General features: G+C 73.8%; 18 protein-coding genes. 13 read left to right on the forward strand and 5 right to left on the reverse strand.

All coding sequences use genetic code 11. From position 1 onward, the window contains the following. Positions 1-116: 116 nt before the first annotated feature. Positions 117-731, reverse strand: coding sequence for a TetR/AcrR family transcriptional regulator (locus J4557_RS16150; protein WP_208267347.1), 615 nt, complete (start codon positions 729-731; stop codon positions 117-119). 107 nt (positions 732-838) lie between these two features. Between J4557_RS16150 and J4557_RS16155 the strand changes: the two genes are divergently transcribed. The 3 genes from J4557_RS16155 (at position 839) to J4557_RS16165 (ending at position 3,035) form a co-directional block, all read left to right on the forward strand. Next, entirely contained in the window at positions 839-2,308 is a 1,470-nt protein-coding gene (locus tag J4557_RS16155) for a flavin-containing monooxygenase (protein WP_208267348.1), read from the forward strand. A 14-nt stretch (positions 2,309-2,322) separates the two neighbouring features. Further along, the gene (gene tatA / locus J4557_RS16160; RefSeq protein WP_208267349.1) at positions 2,323-2,595 is read left to right on the forward strand and encodes a Sec-independent protein translocase subunit TatA; all 273 of its coding nucleotides are present in this window, start codon (positions 2,323-2,325) and stop codon (positions 2,593-2,595) included. Between the two features lie 104 nt (positions 2,596-2,699). Continuing rightward, entirely contained in the window at positions 2,700-3,035 is a 336-nt protein-coding gene (locus J4557_RS16165) for a hypothetical protein (protein ID WP_208267350.1), read from the forward strand. Here the strand turns inward: J4557_RS16165 and J4557_RS16170 are convergent. Further along, on the reverse strand, positions 2,925-3,911 hold the full coding sequence (locus tag J4557_RS16170) for an EamA family transporter (protein ID WP_208267351.1): 987 nt from the start codon (positions 3,909-3,911) through the stop codon (positions 2,925-2,927). The genes J4557_RS16165 and J4557_RS16170 overlap by 111 nt on opposite strands. A gap of 73 nt (positions 3,912-3,984) precedes the next feature. Here J4557_RS16170 and J4557_RS16175 point away from each other — a divergent pair, with 73 nt between their 5' ends. The 7 genes from J4557_RS16175 to argG all read left to right on the forward strand — a co-directional run bounded on the left by J4557_RS16175 (position 3,985) and on the right by argG (position 11,013). Further along, the gene (locus J4557_RS16175) at positions 3,985-4,911 is read left to right on the forward strand and encodes a LysR family transcriptional regulator (protein WP_208267352.1); all 927 of its coding nucleotides are present in this window, start codon (positions 3,985-3,987) and stop codon (positions 4,909-4,911) included. Between the two features lie 542 nt (positions 4,912-5,453). After that, entirely contained in the window at positions 5,454-6,617 is a 1,164-nt protein-coding gene (locus J4557_RS16180; RefSeq protein WP_208267353.1) for a sensor histidine kinase, read from the forward strand. Beyond that, positions 6,614-7,054, forward strand: coding sequence for a roadblock/LC7 domain-containing protein (locus J4557_RS16185; RefSeq protein ID WP_208267354.1), 441 nt, complete (start codon positions 6,614-6,616; stop codon positions 7,052-7,054). Before J4557_RS16180 ends, J4557_RS16185 begins: the two co-directional genes overlap by 4 nt. A gap of 76 nt (positions 7,055-7,130) precedes the next feature. Next, positions 7,131-7,472 carry a DUF742 domain-containing protein gene (locus J4557_RS16190; RefSeq protein WP_151543152.1) on the forward strand — a complete coding sequence of 114 codons (342 nt, stop codon included), beginning with the start codon at positions 7,131-7,133 and terminating at the stop codon, positions 7,470-7,472. After that, positions 7,450-8,097 (forward strand): GTP-binding protein, encoded by a 648-nt coding sequence (locus J4557_RS16195; protein WP_208267355.1) that lies wholly within the window; start codon positions 7,450-7,452, stop codon positions 8,095-8,097. The genes J4557_RS16190 and J4557_RS16195 overlap by 23 nt, the downstream gene beginning before the upstream one ends. A gap of 90 nt (positions 8,098-8,187) precedes the next feature. Further along, positions 8,188-9,417 (forward strand): styrene monooxygenase/indole monooxygenase family protein, encoded by a 1,230-nt coding sequence (locus J4557_RS16200; RefSeq protein ID WP_208267356.1) that lies wholly within the window; start codon positions 8,188-8,190, stop codon positions 9,415-9,417. Positions 9,418-9,564: 147 nt separating this feature from the next. Beyond that, positions 9,565-11,013, forward strand: a complete 1,449-nt coding sequence (gene argG, locus J4557_RS16205; protein ID WP_173098221.1) for an argininosuccinate synthase — start codon at positions 9,565-9,567, stop codon at positions 11,011-11,013. A gap of 66 nt (positions 11,014-11,079) precedes the next feature. Here the strand turns inward: argG and J4557_RS16210 are convergent, their stop codons facing one another. After that, complete coding sequence (locus J4557_RS16210) at positions 11,080-11,505, reverse strand: ChaB family protein (protein WP_208267357.1); 426 nt, start codon at positions 11,503-11,505, stop codon at positions 11,080-11,082. 199 nt (positions 11,506-11,704) lie between these two features. Between J4557_RS16210 and panB the strand changes: the two genes are divergently transcribed. Both panB and J4557_RS16220 read left to right on the forward strand, forming a co-directional pair. Next, positions 11,705-12,577, forward strand: a complete 873-nt coding sequence (panB, locus tag J4557_RS16215; RefSeq protein WP_208267358.1) for a 3-methyl-2-oxobutanoate hydroxymethyltransferase — start codon at positions 11,705-11,707, stop codon at positions 12,575-12,577. Positions 12,578-12,697: 120 nt separating this feature from the next. Then, positions 12,698-13,498, forward strand: a complete 801-nt coding sequence (locus J4557_RS16220; RefSeq protein ID WP_208267359.1) for an SAM-dependent methyltransferase — start codon at positions 12,698-12,700, stop codon at positions 13,496-13,498. Here the strand turns inward: J4557_RS16220 and J4557_RS16225 are convergent. Together J4557_RS16225 and J4557_RS16230 are read right to left on the reverse strand one after the other, a co-directional pair. Next, a complete protein-coding gene (locus J4557_RS16225; RefSeq protein ID WP_208267360.1) occupies positions 13,495-14,040 on the reverse strand; it encodes a hypothetical protein in 546 nt (181 codons plus the stop codon). The two genes, J4557_RS16220 and J4557_RS16225, sit on opposite strands and share 4 nt — an antisense overlap. 109 nt (positions 14,041-14,149) lie before the next feature. Beyond that, positions 14,150-18,448, reverse strand: coding sequence for a tetratricopeptide repeat protein (locus J4557_RS16230; protein ID WP_208267361.1), 4,299 nt, complete (start codon positions 18,446-18,448; stop codon positions 14,150-14,152). A 178-nt stretch (positions 18,449-18,626) separates the two neighbouring features. On the opposite strand from J4557_RS16230, the gene J4557_RS16235 reads away from it, so the two are divergent. After that, positions 18,627-19,403 (forward strand): TVP38/TMEM64 family protein, encoded by a 777-nt coding sequence (locus J4557_RS16235; RefSeq protein ID WP_208267362.1) that lies wholly within the window; start codon positions 18,627-18,629, stop codon positions 19,401-19,403. Positions 19,404-19,405 lie beyond the last annotated feature (2 nt).

Genomic DNA, 19,405 nt, shown 5'->3' on the forward strand with positions numbered 1-19,405 from the left:
GGGGGGTGGTGTGCTAACCGACACTTGTGTCGGTTACGTGATGGTGCCCCACTATGCGGAAGCCGCCGCGGGGACGTCAACCCCCTGCGGCGGCTTCTCCTCGCCTGACCGGCCGGTCAGTCCGAATGGCCCAGCCCCGTCCACAGCAGCCGCATCGCGCCCTCGACCAGCAGCGACCTCGGCATGTCCGGGTGCCGCTCCCACCACTGCGCCACCCCGTCGAGCCCGGTGATGATGAGCTCCACCATCGCCTCGGCGATCGGCTCGCCGGGGTCGATCCCGACCGTCTCCCGCATGTCGTTGCCGAGCAGCGCCGCCACCGCGTGCGTGCGCGACTCGCGGATGCCCTGCCGGACGGTCTGGATCTCCGGGTCGTCCTCGTCCGTCCGGTCGAACAGCAGCTTGCGGGCCTGCGGCTTGGACTGCGCGAAGCTGAAGTAGGCGTCGATGGTCGAGCGCATCCGGTCCTCGGGCGGCCCCGAGCCGGTGATGCGGGCGCCGACGTGCTCCACCAGCGCCGCGTTCTGCTCCTGCATGACCGCGAGCAGCAGCACCCGCTTGGACGGGAAGTGGTCGTACATCACCGTCCGCGCCACCCCGGCCTCCGACGCGATCTCGCCCAGCGACGTCGCGTGGTAGCCCTTGCCGGCGAAGAGCTTCAGCGCCGCCTCGGTGATGAGCGCCCTGCGGGCCGGTCCGCGCATGCGCGATTTCGGGGCGGATTCCGCCATGGTCTTGACTCCCTCGTCGGTTGCGTTCACTCTAACCGACACAAGTGTCGGTAAATCCGGGGCGACGGCGGCGTGCCGCCGGACGCCGCGACAGCAGGGAGCCGCGCATGTCGGGCACACGACCGTCGATCGCCATCGTGGGAAGCGGGTTCAGCGGGATCGGCCTCGCCATCGGCCTCCGCCGCGCCGGCTTCACCGACATCACGATCTTCGAGAAGGCCGCCGGCCTCGGCGGCGTCTGGCGCGACAACACCTACCCCGGCGCCGCCTGCGACGCCCCGTCCCACCTGTACTCCTACTCCTTCGAGCCCAAGCCCGACTGGACGCGCCGGTTCGCCGAGCAGCCCGAGATCCTCGGCTACCTCCGGCACTGCGCCGAGAAGTACGGGCTCATGCCGCACTTCCGGTTCGGCACCGAGATCACGCAGGCCGAGTACCGGCCCGCCGACGGCCGGTGGCGCGTCCACGTCCGCGACGGCGGCTTCCACGACTTCGACCTCCTCGTCGCCGCCTGCGGCCAGCTCGGCAACCCCGCCGTCCCGAGGCTGCCCGGCCTCGGCTCCTTCACCGGAACGGTCTTCCACTCGGCCCGCTGGGACCACCGGCACGACCTCGAGGGCGGGCGCGTCGCCGTCGTCGGCAACGGCGCCAGCGCCATCCAGTTCGTCCCGCTCATCGCGCCCGCCGCCGCCGACCTCACCGTCTTCCAGCTCGAAACGCACTGGATCAGCCGCAAGCCCGACCGCGTCTACCCGCGCTGGCGGCACGCCCTCAACCGGCGCGTCCCCGCCGTGCAGAAGCTGTCCCGGCTCGGCATCTTCCTGTGGTTCGAGCTCCTGCTCAACCCCGCCCTGATCGCCCCGCGCGGCCGCCCCGCCCTGTCCCTGCACATCCGCGCCCTGTGCCGGTTCGCGCTCCGCTCGGTCCGCGACCCGCGCCTGCGCGACCGGCTGACGCCCCGCTACGAGCCCGGCTGCAAGCGCATCCTCACCTCCAGCGAGTACTACGAGACCCTCAACCGGCCGAACGTCCACGTCGTCGACGAGCCGATCACCGAGATCCTCCCCGACGGCGTCCGTACCCGGGACGGCCGCCGCCACCGCGCCGACACCATCATCTGGGCCACCGGCTTCCGCTCCCAGGACTTCGTCGCCCCCATGCGCGTCATCGGCCTGCACGGGCAGGAGCTCAACGCCGCCTGGAAGGACGGCGCCCGCGCCCACCTCGGCCTCGCCGTCAACGGCTTCCCCAACTTCTTCCTCATGTACGGGCCGAACACCAACGTCGGCTCCGGCTCCATCGTCCACATGCTCGAGAGCCAGGCCGCCTACATCGTCCAGGCCGCCCGCCTCCTCGCCGGCGGCGTCACCTCCCTGGAGGTCCGCGCCGACGTCCTCGACGCCTTCGACGCCGACGCGCAGAGCCGGCTGGCCACGTCCGTCTGGAACCAGGGCGGCTGCGACAGCTGGTACCTCGACGCCGAGCACCGCAACACCAACAACTGGCCCGGGTCCATGACCGGCTACCGCCGCCGCACCCGCCGCCTCGACCCGTCCGACTACCACCTCGAACACTGACGGAGGGACGCCCCATGGCCGGCCTCGGCACCACCGAGATCCTCATCATCCTCGCCGTCGTCCTGCTCCTGTTCGGCTCGGCGAAGCTCCCGCAGCTGGCGCGCTCGCTCGGCCGCTCGGCCCGCATCCTCAAGACCGAGACCAAGGGCCTCTACGAGGACGACGCACCGCAGACCCCGCCCGCACCGCCGGCCCAGCTCCCGCCCGGCCCCCGCGAGCAGGCCGCCCTCCTCCGCCAGGAGGCCGCCCGCCTGGAACGCGAAGCACAGCGGACCCGGGACGTCTGAGTAGGTACCCCCACCCCGACATGAGTAGGAGGGCGCTGACCCCCGGCCGCCCGCCCCGGCGATAGTGCTTCTCGGAGCCGACCGACGAGCATCAGGAGGACGCCGTGACGACGCAGCCGGGCTGCGGGACCGCGAAGGACGCCGTGCACCCGATCACGCCGTTCCTCCTGTTCGCCGTCACCTTCGCGACCCTGGTGATGGGCCTGTTCAACCTGTACGCCTCCGCGATGACGGCCGCCGGCCCCGACTCCTGCGGCGAGGTCAGCTGCCACGGCGACGGGACGCTCGCCACCGTCTTCCTCGTGGCCGCCGCCCTGGGCCCGGTCCTGTCACTGGCCGCGTGGTTCTTCATGCGCCCGTCCCGCGCGGCGATCCGCTACAGCCTCGTCGCCGCGGCCCTGACCGTCCCCCTCCTGACCGACCTCGCCCTGCTCTCCTGACCCCCTTCCGCCGGGGTGCGGCGAGCGTGAGGCCCGCGAGGACCGGCGGGAGAGGGCGGCACCGGTGGAGGCGGCGCACACGCAGCCGATCGCGAGCCACCGCGTCCAGGCGAGGTGCTCGCCGAGCAGGACGAGGCCGGCGACGGCGCCGGCGGCGGGCTCCAGGCTGACCATGACGGCGACCGTCCGCTCGGGCAGGCGGCGCAGCGCGGCCTGGTCGAGCGACCACGGCAGGACGGCCGACAGCACGGCGAGGCCGAGGCCCGCGGCGAGGACGCCCGGGTCCGCGAGGCCGTCGCCGGCCGCCGGGGCGAGCGGCAGGACGAGCGCCGCCCCGGCCACGACTCCCCAGGTCAGCGCCGATCCGGGACGGGCGCCCGCGCGCTTGTTCAGCACGAGGTACCCCGCCATGCAGGCGCCCGACGCCACCGCGAGGACGACACCGGACGGAGGAAGCGGCGCGCCGCCCGGGGCGTCCATCAGGAACACGCCGGCCCCGGCGAGCGCCGCCCACAGCAGGTCGGCGGGCCGCCGCGCCTCGACCAGTGCGAGCGTGAGCGGGCCGAGGAACTGGAACGCGGACGCGACGCCGACCGGAAGCCGCTGCATCGCCGGATAGATCAGGTGCATGCCGGCGATCGCCGCGCCCAGCGCGGCCGCGAGCCCGGCCGAGCCGCGCGGGAGCGGCGGGCGCCGGACGAGCAGGAGGACGGCCGCCGCGAACCCGAGCCGCAGGACGACGACGCCCGCGGTCCCCGCGGCCGCGAACATGCCCTTCCCGAGGGCCTGCCCGGCCTGGATCGAGACGACGCTGCCGAGGATCAGCAGCGGCGCGGGGACGGCGGCCCGTTCCGCGCCTCCTGCCCGGGCGGTCATGCGGCCAGTCTGCGATCGGCGGATCATGCGGGTCCATCGAAGGATTCCGCGCGGAACCATGTTGAATAGCCGAATGATCGACCGCCGGTTGCAGACCCTGCGCCTGCTGCGCGAGCGCGGCACCGTCACCGCCGCCGCCGAGGCGCTGCACCTGACGCCGTCCACGGTGTCCCAGCAGCTCAGGCAGCTCGCCAGCGACCTCGGTGTGGAGCTGCTGGAGCCGCAGGGCCGCCGGGTGCGGCTCACCCCGGCCGCGCACACCGTGCTGCGGCACGCCGACCTCCTCTCCGCGCAGTGGGAGCGGGCCCGCGCCGACCTCGCCGAGCACCGGTCCGGGACGTCCGGCCAGGTGCGGTTCTGCAGCGTGTCCAGCGCGCTGGCCGCGCTCGTCGCCCCCGCCGCGGCCCTGCTGCGCGCCGAGCACCCGGGCCTGACGGTCCACATGGCGGAGAAGGACAGCGAGGACGCGGCGCATCTGCTGCTGTCGCACCGCGCCGACATCGCGGTCGTGATCCCGAGCGAGCAGGTCCCCGGCCCGGACGACGCCCGGTTCACCCGCACCGTCCTGCTGGACGAGCCGCAGGACCTGCTCGTCCCGGCCGGGCACCCGCTCGCGTCCGCCGGGACGGCCCGGCTCGCCGACGCGGCGGGGGAGGCGTGGATCGGCTGCCCGGACCGGCCCGACCAGCACCACCTGCTGCTCGCCGCCTGCGCCGCCGCCGGGTACGTCCCGCGCGTCGCGCACGAGGCGAACGAGTGGTTCGCGGTGTCGTCGCTGGTCGCGCGCGGCTTCGGGGTCGCGCTGGTGCCCCGGCTGGCCCCGCTGCCGCCGGAGGACCGAACGGTCCGGGTCCCGCTGCGCGGCGGCGCGGTGCCGAAGCGCCGCCTCATCGCCTGCGTCCGGCGCGGCGGCGAGCAGGCGCCGCCGATCGCGCGCAGCCTGGACGCGCTGCGCCGGGTCATCGACCGGCGCGACACGATCGGAAATTCCCGGCAATAGCGACAAAAGTTAAATAAGGGCTTTTGATAGCCATAAGGGTTATATAACTGGAACGCGTTGATCGGCGACTCTGCGTATGCCACTCTTTCCCGGTGCCCCTTCCGGCAGGGGGCCGCCGGCCGGAGTTCCGAGCGCCCGCGGTCCGCTGCCGCGTCGCCCGGTGCTGAGGCTTAGGTGAAGAAGGCTGCTGTGACGAAACGCCGGATGACCTGCGGCGCGCACCTTCCCACGGCGGCTCTGGGAGCGCGCCGGTGAGGTGGCCGAAGCGCACCCGGCAGGCCGTCCCGCCCCCGCAGGCCGTCCCGCCGCCGCATCCGGGGCCGATGGCGGTCCCGCAGGCGCCGATGGCCGCGCCGCCGCAAGCGCAACCGCAGCCTCAAAGGCCGCCGCAACCGCAACCGCAGAGACCCGCGCAGCCGCAGCCGCAGCAGCAGAGGCCGACGCAGCCGCAGCCGCAGGTCCCGCCGGCCGCGCAGCCGCAGGCACCGATGGCCGCGCAGCCGCAGCAGCGGCCGCATGTGCCGATGCCGGGTTCGGTCCCGATGTCCGTTGGAACGGTCGATCCGGACGTGTGGCCGGAATTGTGCGAACGTTTCTGTCTGCAGTTCCTCGTGCTCGCGGAGAAGATGCGCCCCGCCATGGACCTGCTGGAACGCCAGGAGGAGGACCCGGACCGGCTCGAGGCCCTCTACGAGATCGACCACGGCGTGACGCGCATGCGGCGGGCCGCGCGCGACCTGCGGGTCCTCGCCGGCCGGGACGCCGAGGAGGCGTCCGGGGCCGACACGTCGCTGCTGGACGTGGTCCGGATGGCCGAGTCGTCCATCGAGCAGTACCGGCACGTCTCGATCCTGCGCGTGGTGGAACTCGCCGTCCCCGCGTACGCGGCGGAGGACCTGGCGTCCCTCGTCGCGGCGCTGCTGGACAACGCGACCCGCTACTCGCCCTCGCGGGTGACCGTGAGCGCGCACCTGCTCGGCGACGGCGCCGTGATGCTCCGCATCGAGGACTCCGGCATCGGCATGTCGCCCTCGCAGCTGGAGGGCCTGAACAAGGCGCTGGCCGGGCCGGTGCCGCCGATCACGGACGAGACGTCGCGGCAGACGGGCTTCCCCGTGGTGCACCGGCTCGCCCGCCGGCACGGCATCGGCGTGCGGCTCGCCGGGCGGACCGGCGGCACGGTCGCGATGGTGACCATCCCGCCGTCGATGCTCTGCGAGATCCCGCCGGACGAGCCGCACACGGTCGGCACCGGCGAGATGCCTCCGGCGATGGCGCATCTGGCGATGGCGCGCCGCGGCGAGCGCCCCGCGGGGGCTCCGGCCGGAGCACCGGCGGAGCGCCCGGCGGCCGTGGAACGTCCGGCCTTCGCGGAACGTCCGGCCAGGCCCGCGGCGGCGTCTCCGGCGGGGCGCCCGGCGCCCGTCCGCGCGGCGGGCGGCGAGCCCGACCTCGGCGGCCTGCCGCGCCGGGAGCGGGCGAGCCTGCGCCCCGTCGCGGCACCGCCACCGGACCCGCCGCCCGCCGCGGACGCCGCGCCCGGGTCGTCCTTCGCCGACGACCTGGCCGCCTTCACCGCGGGCACGCACCTGCCCGACGCCGCCGCCGACGCCGCGGAGGCGCCCGCCGACGCCGCGCGGACCGAGGCGCCCGACGCCCCCGAGGCTCCGAAAGCCGCGCACGACCTGGAGGAAGGACGGCAGTGAGCATCGCCTCCACGGGCCCCAGCGGCCCCCAGGACTTCGGGTGGCTGCTGCGGCAGTTCGCCTCGTCCACCCCCGGCGTGACGTTCGCGCTGATCGTCTCGTCCGACGGGCTGGCGCTCGTCGAGTCGGGCCCGATGCCGTCGGAGTTCGTCGACCCGATGGCCGCGCTGACCAGCGGGATGATCAGCCTGGGCAACAACATCGCCAAGCACGTCGGGGCCGGCGGCTGCGACCAGGTGATGCTGAAGTTCGCGTCCGGGCACCTGCTGTTCATGGGGATCGGGCAGCTCGCCGGGCTGGTCGTGCTGGTCGGCGAGGGCGCGAACCTCGGCGCGGTCGCCCACGAGATGACGAAGTTCGTGCACGGCGCCGGGCACGTGCTGACCCCGCAGATGCGCGACGACCTGCGCCGCATGACCGAACAGGCGATGCCGTGACCGGCGCCGCGGGCGCCGCGCCCCGGCCGGTGCGTCCGGCGGGTCCGGTCCGTCCGGGCCTGCGGGGAGGAGGGACATGACGGCCAATCCGTGGGTGCGGCCGTACGTGCTGACCGGCGGGCGGACCCGGGGCAGGCGGCACCTGTTCGTGCACACCGTGGTGTCCGGCGCGGGCTACGACGCGGCGTTCGCCGAGCGGCTGCTGCCGGAGGCGCGGGCGCTGTACGAGCGGGCGCACGCCGCCGCCGAGTCCGTCGCCGAACTGTCCGCGCACTGCGGGGTGTCGCTCGGGGTCACCCGCGTCCTGCTCGCCGACCTGGCCGCGGGCGACCGGATCGTGATCGCCGCGGAGGGCGCCTCGCCGTACGACCCGCACGTCCTGGAGAGAGTGATCGATGGTCTACGCGAGCTCGCCTGACCCGGCGCAGGGGCCGGAGGACGGGCGCCGGTCGCCGGGCGCGCGTCCGGCGGCGCCCCGCACCTCGGTCAAGATCGTCGTCGCGGGCGGGTTCGGCGTCGGCAAGACCACGCTGGTGGAGGCGATCTCGGAGATCCCGGCGGTGAACACCGAGGCGTGGATGACGCAGGCGGCCCGGACCGTCGACCCGCTCGCCGACGCAGGCGGCAAGACCACCACGACGGTGGCGATGGACTTCGGCCGCGTCACCCTGGCCTCCGACCTGGTGCTGTACCTGTTCGGGACGCCGGGCCAGCCGCGGTTCTGGCCGATGTGGGACGACCTGTGCCGCGGCGCGAGCGGCGCGCTGGTCCTGGTCGACACGCGGAGGCTGGACGTGTCGTTCCCGGCCGTCAACTACTTCGAGAACGACTCCGACGTGCCGTTCGTCGTGGCGGTGAACCTGTTCGACGGGCGGCAGACGCACGCGCTGGAGCAGGTCGCCGAGGCGCTCCGGCTGGACCCGGGCGTCCCGGTCGTCGCCTGCGACGCCCGCGACCGCGGCTCGGTCGTCGCGACGCTGACGGCGGCGCTCGGCCACACCCTCGACCGGACCGCGGGACGCGGGACCGCCGCGGCCCGCTGACCCGGGCCCCGGCTCCGCCCGCGCCCGAGCCTCCGGGCCGGACGGGGCGGGCCGCCCCGCACCCATGACGCCCCGCACAAGGAGGAAGCGTTGCGAAGGATCCTGATCGTCGGAGCGGGGCAGGCCGGCCTGCAGCTGGCCCTGAGCCTCCAGTCGGCGGGCTACGAGGTCACCGTCATGTCGGCGCGGACGCCGGACGAGATCCGCACCGGCCGGATCATGTCGACGCAGTGCGTGTTCTGGCCCCAGCTGCGGATCGAGCGCGACCACGGGCTGAACCTGTGGGAGGACCGGGCGCCGAAGATCGTTGCGCAGCGGGTCACGGTGGCGGCCCCGCCCGGGTCCCGCGCGTTCCAGACCCTCGGCCGCTGGGACGACTACGCGCAGTCGGTGGACCAGCGGGTCAAGATGGCGGGCTGGCTGGAGCTGTTCGAGGAGCGCGGCGGCAACGTCGTCTACCACAGCGTGATGACGTCCGACCTGGAAGGGCTCTCCGCCCTGTACGACCTGACCCTCATCGCGGCGGGCAAGGGCGAGCTGGTGGACCTGTTCGACCGCGACGCGAGCCGGTCGCCGTATGACCGTCCGCAGCGCAAGCTGTCGTGCATCTACCTGCACGGGATGACGCCGTGGCCGGACCATCCCGAGCCGCACGTCCGGATCACCGCGACGCCCGGGGTCGGGGAGCTGTTCTTCATGCCCGGCTACACCAACACCGGGCCCTGCGACATCCTGCTCTGGGAGGCCGTCCCCGGCGGCCCGTTCGACGTGTGGGACGACCGGCCGGACCCCGCCGGGCACCTCGCCCGCACGCTCGACATGATGCGGCAGTACGCGCCGTGGGAGTACGAGCGGACCGTCGACGCCGAGCCCACCGACGCCCGCTGCACGCTGTACGGGGGGTACGCGCCGGTGGTGCGGCGTCCGGTGGGGCGGCTGTCGGAGTCCGCGCTCGTCCTCGGGATGGGCGACGTGGTGGTGGCGAACGACCCGGTGACGGGCCAGGGCGCCAACAACGCCGCGCGCTGCGCCGAGATCTACTTCCAGGAGATCCTGCGCAACGCCGACCGCCCGTTCGACGCGGCCTGGATGCAGCGGACGTTCGACGCCTACTGGGAGTACGCCAAGCACCCGACGGCCTACACCAACATGATGCTGGGGCCGCTGCCCGAGCACGTCCAGAAGGTGCTGGCGATCGCGGCGCAGAACGAGGCGGTCGCGTACCGGTTCGCCTACGGCTACGCCAACCCGAGCGATTTCTCGAACTGGCTGCTCGACCCCGTGAAGACCGAGGAGTACCTGGCGACCGTCACCGGCTGACGTCCCGCACCTCGGAGAAGGCCGGTCGTCAAAGGCACCGTGGAGGCCGTCCGTCCCCCGGGGCGGGCGGCCTTCCGCGTGCCGCAGTGCGCTGGATCACCATCCACCGTGTTGCATGATCATGCATTGGCGTGCATACTTCTACTCATGTCCAAGGTGCTCACCTCACTGCCTGTCGGCCAGCGCGTCGGGATCGCCTTCTCCGGCGGCCTCGACACCTCGGTAGCGGTCGCGTGGATGCGCGAGAAGGGCGCCGTGCCCTGCACCTATACCGCCGACATCGGCCAGTACGACGAGCCCGACATCGCCTCGGTGCCGGGCCGCGCCACCGCCTACGGGGCGGAGGTCGCCCGGCTGGTCGACTGCCGGGAGGCCCTGGTGGAGGAGGGGCTCGCGGCGCTGGCGTGCGGAGCGTTCCACATCCGCTCGGCCGGCCGCGCCTACTTCAACACCACCCCCCTCGGCCGCGCCGTCACCGGCACCCTGCTGGTCCGCGCGATGCTCGAGGACGACGTGCAGATCTGGGGCGACGGCTCCACCTACAAGGGCAACGACATCGAGCGGTTCTACCGCTACGGCCTGCTCGCCAACCCGTCCCTGCGGATCTACAAGCCGTGGCTGGACGCCGACTTCGTCGGCGAGCTCGGCGGCCGGACGGAGATGTCGCAGTGGCTGCTCGAACGCGGCCTGCCCTACCGCGACAGCACCGAGAAGGCGTACTCCACCGACGCCAACATCTGGGGCGCGACCCACGAGGCCAAGGCCCTGGAGCACCTCGACGCGGGCATCGAGATCGTCGACCCGATCATGGGCGTCCGGTTCTGGGACCCCGAGGTCGAGATCCTCACCGAGGACGTCACCGTCGGCTTCGAGCAGGGCCGCCCCGTGACGATCAACGGCAAGGAGTTCGCCACCGCCGTCGACCTGGTGCTGGAGGCCAACGCCATCGGCGGCCGGCACGGCATGGGCATGTCCGACCAGATCGAGAACCGGGTCATCGAGGCCAAGAGCCGCGGCATCTACGAGGCGCCCGGCATGGCGCTGCTGCACGCCGCGTACGAGCGGCTCGTCAACGCCATCCACAACGAGGACACCCTCGCCACGTACCAGAGCGAGGGCCGCCGCCTCGGCCGGCTGATGTACGAGGGCCGCTGGCTGGACCCGCAGGCCCTGATGCTCCGCGAGTCGCTGCAGCGCTGGGTCGGCACCGCCGTCACCGGCGAGGTGACGCTGCGGCTGCGGCGCGGCGAGGACTACTCGATCCTCGACACGTCCGGCCCGTCGTTCAGCTACCACCCGGACAAGCTGTCCATGGAGCGGACCGAGGACTCCGCCTTCGGGCCCGTCGACCGCATCGGCCAGCTCACCATGCGGAACCTCGACATCGCCGACTCCCGCGCCCGCCTGGAGCAGTACGCGGGCCTCGGCATGGTCGGGGACGCCCACCCGGCGCTGATCGGCGCCGCGCAGGCCGCCTCGACGGGACTGATCGGCGCGATGCCCGCCGGCGGCGCCCAGGCGATCGCCTCGCGCGGCGAGACGACCACCGGCGAGGAGCTCCTCGACGCCGCCGCCATGGAGTCCGGGACCGACTAACCCACCGAGACGTGGCGTGTCGCCCTCATCCGGCGCGGGACAAGGGCGACACGCCGCATGCCGACGTCAGGACCGCGCCTTGGCGGTCTTGCGGGTGTTGGCCTTCTCGATGGCCTTGACGAGCTGCTTCTTGCTCATCGTGGAGCGGCCCGAGACGTCCAGCCGCTTGGCGACGTCGTACAGGTGCTGCTTCGACGCGTTGGCGTCCACCCCGCCCGCGGTCTTCCGGGAGGTCCTGACGCCGCCCGCGGCCTGCCGGTCGGACGGGCCCTTCGCGCCCCGGGGCTTCGGCGCCCAGTGGTCGCCGATCTTCTCGTGCGTGTGCTTGAGCGCGGAGTAGGCGACGCGGTAGGCCCGCTGCCCGCTCCCGTACTCCTTGGCGGCCGAGTCGTGCGCCTCCGCGAACGTGCGCTGCGCCTTGGCGTCCGAACGCTGGATGGTGCTGGGCAGCTCGCCCTTCTTGACCCGGCCGGTCCTGGTCGTCATAGGCATGGTGCTGTCCTCCATACGCATATCGCGTCCTTACGCACGGCGTACCCACCCGTCCCGGACATCCACATCCGCGTCCGAATCCGCCGGCGGCCGTCCCGGCGGAGGCGGGGGTCGATCTGGGGGCGGGGGCGTGTCAGGATGGGCGCGAGTCCGGAGACGCCGTCAGGGCGCTTCGAGATGAGCAACGGGAGCCGTCGTCATGACGCGTATTTCGCATGCCCGCACGCAGGAGGCCGCAGAGCGCCGCACGTCCCTCTACGGGGGTGAGTCCTCCCGCCGGATCACCGTGCGGGACATCGCCGCCGCGAAGGAGAGCGGCGAGAGATGGCCGATGCTCACCGCCTACGACGCGATGACGGCGTCCGTCTTCGACCAGGCCGGGATCCCGGTGGTCCTGGTCGGCGACACGATGGGCGCCTGCCACCTCGGCTACGACTCGACCGTCCCCGTCACGCTGGAGGAGATCCTCGTCCTGTCCGCGGCCGTCGTCCGCGGCACCGAGCGGGCGCTGATCGTCGGCGACCTGCCGTTCGGCACCTACCAGGCGGGCCCGGAGCAGGCCCTCCGCAGCGCGACGCGGCTGGTCAAGGAGACCGGGGTCGGCGCGGTCAAGCTGGAGGGCGGGGAGCGCAGCGCCCGCCAGATCGACATGATGGTGGCGGCCGGGATCCCGATCATGGGCCACCTCGGGCTGACGCCGCAGTCGGTGAACGCGTTCGGCGGCTACCGGGTGCAGGGACGCGGCGAGACGGCGGCGCGGCAACTCGTCCGGGACGCCCGCGCCGTGCAGGACGCGGGGGCGTTCGCGGTCGTCCTCGAGGCGGTGCCGGAGGAGGTCGCCACCGAGATCACCGCCGCGCTGGACATCCCGACCGTCGGCATCGGCGCGGGCCCGAACTGCGACGCGCAGGTCCTCGTCTGGACGGACGCGATGGGCCTCACGCCGGGACGGCTGCCCCGCTTCGTCAAGAAGTACTCGGGCCTCCGCGACACGCTGGACGAGGCCGCTCGCACCTTCGCGGAGGAGGTCGTGAGCGGCGTCTTCCCGGCGGCCGAGCACGCCTACCACTGACGGGCGCCCGTTCCGGGGCGGCCGGGCCGCCCGGCCACCCCGGACGAAATGGGGGGTCTTGCGGTGAAATGCCGGACAATGGCGATGATCGCCGAGAGTTCGGCTGGAAAGGGGTGCGCGATGGAGGGCTCAGCCGAGGTCCCGCCGGCGGCCGGGGTGGACATGACCACGCCGAGCGTGGCGCGCATGTACGACTACTTCCTCGGGGGCAAGGACAACTACGAGTGCGACCGCCTCGCGGCGCAGGAGGTCGTCCGGGCGCTGCCCACGGTGGAGGGCGTCGCGCGGGCGAACCGGGCGTTCCTGCAGCGGGCGGTGCGGTTCGTCGCCGAGGCCGGGATCGACCAGTTCCTCGACCTCGGCACGGGGCTGCCGACGCAGGGCAACGTGCACGAGGTCGCCCGCGCGGCGCGGCCCGGCGCGCGGGTCGCCTACGTCGACAACGACCCGCTGGTGGCGGTGCACGCGCGGGCGCTGGTCGACGCCGACGACCGGACCGCCGTCGTCCAGGCGGACCTGCGGGAGCCCGACGAGGTGCTGGACGATCCGCAGGTGCGCGCGCTGATCGACTTCGGGCGGCCGGTGTGCGTGCTGTTCGTCGCGGTCCTGCACTTCGTCCCGGACGAGCGGGACCCGGCGGGGATCGTCCGGCGGTTCGCCGAGGCGGTGCCGCCCGGCAGCCACGTGATCCTGTCGCACGCGGCGGTGGAGGAGCGGCGCAACGTGAACGTCGGGGCGACCTACCGTTCGCAGTCGGCCAACGCGGCCCTCGTCGCCCGGACGCGCGAGCAGGTGGCGGGGCTGCTGGACGGCCTGACGATCCTGGAGCCCGGCGTCGTCCCGCTGCACGAGTGGCGCCCGGCCGGCGGCGAGTACGTCACCGGCGCGGGCTGGACGGCCGTCGCCCGCAAGGACCGCTAGCCGCCCGAGCGCAGGAGGGCGGCGGCCCCGGACAGCGCCTCCCGCGTGTCCTCCACGGTGGTGTACCGGCCGTCCTCGTCCAGCCAGCCGTAGGTCGAGCGCCGGATGCGGCTCTCGGCGACGACGAGCCGCCGCCCGGACCGTTCGAGGGCCGGACGCGCCGCGGCGGCCGCGGCGAGGACGTCGCCGCACTGCGCGAGCAGGTCCCGGACGTCGGCCGCTGAGCGGTCCCGGTCCATGTAGACGCCGCCCCAGCCCGTCTGGGCGAAGATCGCGACCGGCCCCCAGACGAGGTGGTAGTTGACGCAGTACGAGTTCACCCCGTGGCCCGCGTGGCACACGGCCATGTAGTCGCCGACGCGGCGGCTCATCGCCTCGGTGACGTGGTCCAGGAACATGTACATCGCCATCGGGTCGATCCTGCGGGTGGCGTACAGCCAGTCGCCCCGTCGCCGCACGCGGGGCTCCAGGTCGGGCGGGACGGGCGGCGCGGACAGCCCCGCGCCCGCGAACACCTGACGCATCTCATTGGCTCCGTCCACGGGCGGAGCCTATCCCCGGAAACCCGGCCGATCCGGCGATCCGGGCGCATCGCCCCGGGTGCCGGGAGGAGCGGCGGTGCTCGGACCGCCGCCACCTCGCGAAGGCCCGCTAGCGCTCCGACTCCAGGCGCGGCAGCTGGCCGCTCGGGCCGGAGACGAACGGGGCCATGCTCATGGTGTCGGCGCCCTGGCCGCCGAACCGGCCGGGGCCGATGCTCACGTCCCCCGTGGGGCCGGACGACACCTGCTGGAGGCTCGCCGACAGGTCCGCCTCCACGCCGCCGGGGAGCTTGAGGCGGACCAGCAGCGGCAGCACGAACCCCAGCGCCACCAGGCCGACCAGCACCGGGGTGAGCGTGGCGAGGACCGTCGAGCTGATCCGGTTCGACAGGAAGAACCCGATCCACAGGGCGGCCAGCAGCGACGTCGCGATGGTCATGAGGATCGCGCTGCCCGCGGCCCCGCCCCGGGCGGTCCGCACGCTCTCCTCGGCGAGCAGCAGTAGCCGGCGCCCCTCCACGTGCCCCGCGTCGCGCCGGACGCATTCCTTGAGGTACCGGACGGCGCGGCGGCGGTAGAACGGACGGGTCCGCACCTCCGCGCCCGCCGCGGCGGTCTTGTACGTGGCGACCCCCGCGACGAAGTAGGCCTCCGCCTCCCCCGAGGCCCGCTCGATGGCCTCCTGGGCGGTGGTCACCGCCTCCCGGTACAGCTCGGGACGCTGCGTCGCGTCGCCCCGCTCCACCAGGAGCCGGGCGAGGGCCAGCAGCAGTTTCGGGCGCGACGGACCGTCCCCGGCGCGCTCCACCGCGTCCCGCAGCACGCGCTCGGCGGCGAGCAGGTCCCCCGGCGACCGGGCCAGGCCGATCGCCAGCCCGATCGCGGCGGGGCCGCTCGCCGGGCTGAGCGTCAGCGCCTGCCGGAAGTGCCGGACGGCCTGCCGGGCCCGCGCGTCGGCCTCCGCCTCGTCCGACTCGCACTGGAGGCACAGGTTGCCGTACTCGATGTGCGCCTGCGCGTCGTAAGCGTCCCGCCGCAGGGCCCTGCCGAGCATCTCCTCCGCCTCCTCGAAGCGCCCCAGATGGACGTAGAGGGAGGCCAGGTCGACGTAACCGCCGTCGTACGGGTCGAGGTCGATCGTCCGCTTCAGGTGGTGTTCGGCGGCCGCGTACTCCTCGCGCCGGTAGTAGAGCACGCCCAGGCACGTGTGGGCCATCAGGTGCCCCGGGCGCCGCTGCAGGAGGTCCAGGCAGAGCCGCTCGGCCTCGTCCCAGCGCGCCCGGTCGGCCTGGCCGAGGAGCGTCCAGGCCAGCCCCACCTGCCAGTCGCCGGGGCCCGCGCCGGCCTCGCCCGCGGTGCGGAAGTGCCGCTCCGCCGCCGTGTGGTCGTCGTCGGTGAACGCCGCCCAGCCGAGGCCGGCGCACGCCTCGGCCCGCCGGCCGGGGCTCGCGGCCTCGTCGCGCAGGCGCGCGAACACCCGGCGCGCCTCCGCCGAGCGGCCCTGGTCGCGGTGGATCCAGCCGAGCTCCATGCGCAGCGAGGCGTTGCGCGGGTAGCGCTCGGCGGCGGCCGCGACCATCCGCTCGGCTTCGGAGAAGCGCCGCAGTGACCGCAGCGTGGACGATTTCGCGATGACGGCGACGTTGAAGAGGGGCAGCAGCTCCAGCGCGCGGTCGAAGTCCTCCAGCGCCTCGGCGTACTCGTTCCGGTCGTCGAGGACCCTGCCCCGCGCGATGACCAGGGTGGCGTTCCCCGGCATGCGCGCCAGGGCCTCGTTCGCGGCCGCCTCCGCCTCGTTCGGCTTCTGCTGGAACCGCAGGACCCTGATCCGCTTCTCGTGGGCCTCGGCGTGGAACGGGTCCACGCCGATGGCCTGCTCGGCCGCCGTGAGCGCCTCGCCGTACCGCCCGAGGTCCTCGTACGCGTCCGCCAGCTCCACCCAGGTGTGGGCGTAGTTCGGACGGAACGCGGCCTCCGCCCGGAGCAGGGAGATCGCCTCTTCGTGGCGGTCCAGCCTGCACAGCGCGGCCGCACGTCCGTAGCAGGCGCCGCGGGTGGGCTCCGTGGCCGCTGCCCGTTCGAATTCGGCCAGGGCGTCCTCGTACCTGCCCCGGTCATAGAGCGACCAGGCCAGGTGCTGGCGGAGCCGCGCCTTTCCCGGGTGGAGCGGCATCGCGTCCTGGACCGTCCGGACCGCCTCGTCCTGCCGGTCGAGGTCGTCGAGAAGGTCGGCGTGCTGCAACAGGAACGTCACGGATCGGGGAGAGGACTCCAGCAGGCACTGCGATTCGCCGAGCGCGTCCTCGTAGCGTCCGAGCCACCGGTGGAGATGGAGCAGTGCTTGGAGGATGTCGGGGTCCCGGGGAAAGCGGTGCAGGGCGTCCCGCAGCACGCTCTCCGCTTCCGCATGGCGGCCCCGGTCCGAATGGACCTGCGCGAGTTCGAGGTGATGCCGCACGATGTCCGGCCGCCGTCGCACCGCGTCGAGCGCGAGCGCCTCCGCCTCCTCGAACCGCCTCGCCTGCCGGAGGGACGAGATGCGCAGGTCGGTGATGATCCCGACGTCGTCCCGTTCCGCCGCGGTCAGTTCGTCGAAGGCCGCGTCATGGCGGTCCTGCGCCGTCAGGACGGCGGCGAGCGCCTGGAGCAGCTGCACATTGCCGGGCCTCTTCCGCAGGGCGTCGCGCAGGAACGACTCCGCCTCGCGGTACCGGTTGAGCCAGAGCAGGGCATAGCCGACGTCGACCTGGTAGTACGGGTCGACGGGATCCAGGCCGACCGCTTCGCGGAACTCCTGGAGCGCCTGCTCGTCCATGTCCCGGGACACATGGAGATAGCCGCACTCGCGGCGCAGGGCGGGGTCGTCGGGGAAGCGGGAGATCGCCTGCTCCGCGGCTTCCGCGGCCTCGTCGAACCGGGCCGACCGGCGCAGGCAGTCGACGATCGACACGTGCGCCCAGACCTCGGTGGGATCGAGTTCGAGCGTGCGGCGGAAGTCGGCCAGTGCCTCCGGATACCGTTCCTGGTCCCGGTACAGCCTTCCGCGCTCCAGGAGATTGCCCGCCGAGGGAACGCTTTCGAGCGCGGCCCGGGACGCCTCCTCCGCCTCCGGGTAGCGGCGCAGGCGCCGCAACTCGGTCACCCGCCAGCTCAGCGCGAATTCGTCGAGCGGGTCCGCCTCCAGGGCCCTCTCGAACTGCTCCAGCGCCTCGGCGTGCCGCTCCTGCTCGTCCAGGAGAAGGCCCCATTCGTCGCGGAGCCGGGGCGCGGAGGGCACGAGCGCGACCGCCGCGGCGATGGCGGCCTCCGCCTCCGGGAAGCGGCGCAGGCTCCGCAGGGCGGTGGCGCGGGCGTCCAGGGCACCCGCGTGCCGGGGGTGGAGGGCCAGGGCGCGTTCCGCCATGGCGAGGGTCTTCTCGTACTGCCGGAGCAGGAGATAGTGCCAGGCGAGCCCCGCGAGGAGGTTCGCGGACCGGGGATGCGCGCCGATGGCCCGCTCGACGGCCTCCTCGGCCTCCTCGTAGCGGCGGAGCTTGCGGAGGACGTCGATGCGCTGCTCCAGCGCGTCGGGGCAGTTGCCCTGGAGGCGCAGTGCCGCGTCGGCGTCGTCCAGCGCGTCCGGAAGGCGCCCGTCGTCCTCGGCGAGGTAGCTCCGGTGGACGAGCACGTTCGCCGACCGCGGCAGGAGCCGGGCGGCCTCGTCGGCGGCCGACCGCGCGTCGTCGTACCGGCCCGCGCGGCGCAGCACCCGGACCCGCTCGCACAGCGACACCCTCTCGTCGGGTTGCGCGGACAGGACCTTCTCGTAGCAGGCGAGGGCGGCGTCGAAGCGGTGCCGCTTCCGGTAGATGTCGGCGACGCTCTCGTTGATGCCGGGCGACTCGGGGTGGCGGGCCAGGGCGGTCTCCGAGACGCGCTCCGCCTCGTCGTACCGTCCCAGCCCGGCCAGGACCTCGATCTTCCACTCCAGCGCGTTCTCGTCCTCCGGGCACCGGTCCAGGACGTGATCGAGCCGCGCCAGCGCCTCGTCGGGATACTTCAGCGTGTTCAGCAGCCGGGCCAGCGCCACCCCGATCGTCGCGCTGTGCGGGAAGCGCGCCAGGCCGTCCTCGGCGGTCCCGCGCGCCTCGTCGAAGCGGCACAGCCCTTCCAGCGCGGCCACCTGCCAGCCGATCGCCTCCTCCGAGCCGGGGTCGAGCGCCGCCGCCTCGGCGAACCGGGCCAGCGCGGCGGCGAGGTCGTCCCGGTCGAACTCCAGCCGCCCCCAGGCCAGCTCGACCGCCGCCCTGTCCGCCCTGTCCGCCCCGTCGGCCGCGGCGGCCAGTTCGGCCTCGGCCGCCTCGTAGTCGCAGCGCCGGCGCAGCCGGTCGGCGTTCGCCAGATGCACCTGCTCGTCGGCCACTGCCACGCACCCGCCCTCGCCTCGCGATCCCCGGCAGTCCGGATGGTAGACAAGATGTGCCGGCTTGTTGGCCCCCTCCGATGATCTCGCGTCCGCCGGCGGTGGCCGCGAAGGCGGCCGGTCCGTTCTCTCAGGTTCTCCTCGTAGCCTGAACCGGACATCCATGCACACCGGCAGGAGACACATGAGCCCGCATCCCGCCGCCGCACCCGCGCCGCCGCCGGGCGCGGGCGAGACCGCGCAGGAACCGGAGCCGGGCGGGGGCCCGCCCGTGTCGCGGGCCGCCGTCGTGAAGCTGCTGGTCCTCGGCGCGGTCCTGCTCGGCGTGGGCGTCCTCGTGGCGATCGCCGGGGGCGCGCTGTGGGGCGACGTCAGCGCGTGGGTCGACTCGCTCGGCTGGTGGGGGCCGCTCGTGTTCGCGGTCTGCTACGCCCTGGCGGTGACGGCGCTGGTGCCCGGATCGGTGCTGAACGCGTCCGCCGGGGCGCTGTTCGGCGTCGCCGTCGGCGTGGGGTCGGTCCTGGTCGGCGCCACCGTGGGCGCCGCGATCTCGTTCGCGCTGGCGAGGGCCCTCGGACGTCCCGCCGTGGCCCGGTACGCCGGGTCCGGGCGGCTCGCCCGCCTCGACGCCTACCTGTCGCGCCGCGCGTTCGAGTCGGTGCTGGTGCTGCGGATGGTCGGGCTGTTCCCGTTCGGGGTGGTGAACTACGGCGCGGGCGTCGCGGGCGTCCGGTTCGCGCCCTACCTCGCGGGCACCTTCGCCGGGATCATCCCGGGGACGCTCGTCTACACCGGGCTCGGCAGGGCGCTGCGCGAGCCCGGATCCCCCATGGTGTGGATCGCGCCGGTCGGGCTGGTCGCGCTCAGCGCGTTCAGCTGGTGGCTGTCGCGGTACGTCCGTTCTCGCGGCGAGCGCGCCGAGGCGGGCGCCGTGCCCGCCCTCGCCGAGGCCGACGACTAGGC

The sequence above is a fragment of the Actinomadura nitritigenes genome (assembly GCF_017573545.1).
GTDB classification, from domain to species: domain Bacteria; phylum Actinomycetota; class Actinomycetes; order Streptosporangiales; family Streptosporangiaceae; genus Spirillospora; species Spirillospora nitritigenes.

What these genes read in the sequence shown, in the direction of transcription:
- panB (WP_208267358.1), top strand. Translation starts at nt 11,705, where the DNA reads ATGACGCGTATTTCGCATGCCCGCACGCAGGAGGCCGCAGAGCGCCGC.
- J4557_RS16220 (WP_208267359.1), top strand. Translation starts at nt 12,698, where the DNA reads ATGGAGGGCTCAGCCGAGGTCCCGCCGGCGGCCGGGGTGGACATGACC.
- J4557_RS16190 (WP_151543152.1), top strand. Translation starts at nt 7,131, where the DNA reads ATGACGGCCAATCCGTGGGTGCGGCCGTACGTGCTGACCGGCGGGCGG.
- argG (WP_173098221.1), top strand. Translation starts at nt 9,565, where the DNA reads ATGTCCAAGGTGCTCACCTCACTGCCTGTCGGCCAGCGCGTCGGGATC.
- J4557_RS16175 (WP_208267352.1), top strand. Translation starts at nt 3,985, where the DNA reads ATGATCGACCGCCGGTTGCAGACCCTGCGCCTGCTGCGCGAGCGCGGC.
- J4557_RS16150 (WP_208267347.1), bottom strand. Translation starts at nt 731, where the DNA reads ATGGCGGAATCCGCCCCGAAATCGCGCATGCGCGGACCGGCCCGCAGG.
- J4557_RS16195 (WP_208267355.1), top strand. Translation starts at nt 7,450, where the DNA reads ATGGTCTACGCGAGCTCGCCTGACCCGGCGCAGGGGCCGGAGGACGGG.
- J4557_RS16180 (WP_208267353.1), top strand. Translation starts at nt 5,454, where the DNA reads ATGTCCGTTGGAACGGTCGATCCGGACGTGTGGCCGGAATTGTGCGAA.
- tatA (WP_208267349.1), top strand. Translation starts at nt 2,323, where the DNA reads ATGGCCGGCCTCGGCACCACCGAGATCCTCATCATCCTCGCCGTCGTC.
- J4557_RS16235 (WP_208267362.1), top strand. Translation starts at nt 18,627, where the DNA reads ATGAGCCCGCATCCCGCCGCCGCACCCGCGCCGCCGCCGGGCGCGGGC.
- J4557_RS16170 (WP_208267351.1), bottom strand. Translation starts at nt 3,911, where the DNA reads ATGACCGCCCGGGCAGGAGGCGCGGAACGGGCCGCCGTCCCCGCGCCG.
- J4557_RS16155 (WP_208267348.1), top strand. Translation starts at nt 839, where the DNA reads ATGTCGGGCACACGACCGTCGATCGCCATCGTGGGAAGCGGGTTCAGC.
- J4557_RS16210 (WP_208267357.1), bottom strand. Translation starts at nt 11,505, where the DNA reads ATGCCTATGACGACCAGGACCGGCCGGGTCAAGAAGGGCGAGCTGCCC.